The sequence below is a fragment of the Mycobacterium ostraviense genome (assembly GCF_002705925.1).
Lineage (GTDB): Bacteria > Actinomycetota > Actinomycetes > Mycobacteriales > Mycobacteriaceae > Mycobacterium > Mycobacterium ostraviense.
The window spans coordinates 1-1401 of the sequence record NZ_NKRE01000016.1 but is presented as its reverse complement, the minus strand read 5'-3'; the positions used below and the strand labels follow the sequence as shown (position 1 = coordinate 1401).

The 1401-nt window shown below is 64.2% G+C and carries 1 protein-coding gene and 1 pseudogene; one reads left to right on the top strand and one right to left on the bottom strand.

All coding sequences use genetic code 11. The features are described 5' to 3' along the window. Positions 1–21: 21 nt before the first annotated feature. Positions 22–360 (bottom strand): helix-turn-helix domain-containing protein, encoded by a 339-nt coding sequence (locus CDN38_RS27620; RefSeq protein WP_142361380.1) that lies wholly within the window; start codon positions 358–360, stop codon positions 22–24. Positions 361–593: 233 nt separating this feature from the next. Between CDN38_RS27620 and CDN38_RS29825 the strand changes: the two are divergent. Then, positions 594–1246: pseudogene (locus CDN38_RS29825) on the top strand (PE family protein); the annotation flags it as partial. Positions 1247–1401 lie beyond the last annotated feature (155 nt).

The following is a 1401-nucleotide window of genomic DNA, read 5'->3' as shown; positions in this document are numbered from 1 at the left end:
ACCGGTCCGCCGGTCACGGTCTCAACCCCATCCGACCGGAGCCCCAAGACCAAAGCTGACCACGACATGCCTCGTCGGGCTGGGGTGAAACCCCGTTAGTTGTTCGTCGGACAGCTTGGGCAACCGGCCGGCCCGTCCGGCGCCGGCCAATCCCTTCTTGCCCTCGGCTAAAAAGGTCCGGTGCCAGCGCGAGGCAGTTTGCGCCGAAACACCCAACTTGTCGACCACGTCGACCTGACGCTTACCGCGGGCGAACATGTCTGCCGCGGCCATCCGCCGGTTCTGCAAAGCCTCAAAGTCCCGCCGCGCACGCACCCGAGCGCCGGCCCTCGATCGCTTCTTGCCACCAGATCCAGCCACACGCTAATTGTCCTACACCGCAAGGCAAATCCGACGCAACGACTCACTCTATTACCGAAACATCTTTAATGAGGAGTGTCATGACCAAATTGCCTGTGAGGCATCGGCGGGACTCGCTGCTACAAGACATAGCTGAGCTGTTCCCTGGTTTCCCGAGATCGGCCGAGCTTTGGCGCGCGAATGATCTTTTGCCGGCGTCCGACTCACGCTAAGAACGTGTGGAGGTACCGGCCATCATGTATGTAAGCGCGGTGCCAGAGCTGATCAGCTCTGCGGCAACCGATTTGGCGAATATTCGTGCAACGATCACGGCGTCCAGCACGGCCGCAGCTGTCTGTCACTGCCACGAACGTAGCGGCAGCAGCCGCCGACGAGGTGTCAACGGGCATCGCAGCGCTGTTCCGTGCGCACGGCCAGGCCTACCAAGCACTCATCGCTCGAGCAGCGGCTTTTCACGACCAGTTTGTGCAGACCCTCTCCCGGGGTGCAGGTTCGTATGCCAGCGCCGAGGCCGCTAACGCCGAGCAGACTCTGCTGAACGCGATCAATGCGCCCACCCAAGTGCTATTGGGACGTCCGCTGATTGGCAACGGCGCCAACGGCGCGCCCGGCACCGGGCAAAACGGTGGGGACGGCGGAATCCTGATTGGCAATGACGGAGCAGGCGGTTCCGGAGGCATCTCCCATCCCAACGGGGGAAACGGCGGGGCCGCAGGGCTATTCGGCAATGGTGGTGCTGGCGGCGCCGGCGCGGACCGCGGCACCGGGGGTAACGGCGGCGGCGCCGCGCTCTGGGGAAAGGGCGGCGCCGGCGGCGCCGGAGGCCCCGGCGCGACTGGCGGAGCGGGCGGCGGGCGGTCTGTTTGGCTCTGGCGGCGCCGGCGGTCAGCACAATCATGCTTGCCCAACTGTCGTATGGCCTGCATACCGAGGATCCGCTGCTTACTAAGCCGAGCGTTAGTAAGGCGACTTAGGCGGTGATGTAAGCGAGGTGAGGGTCGGCGAAGAATCCGCGGATCGTATTGACTCGCCTTTGAAGTC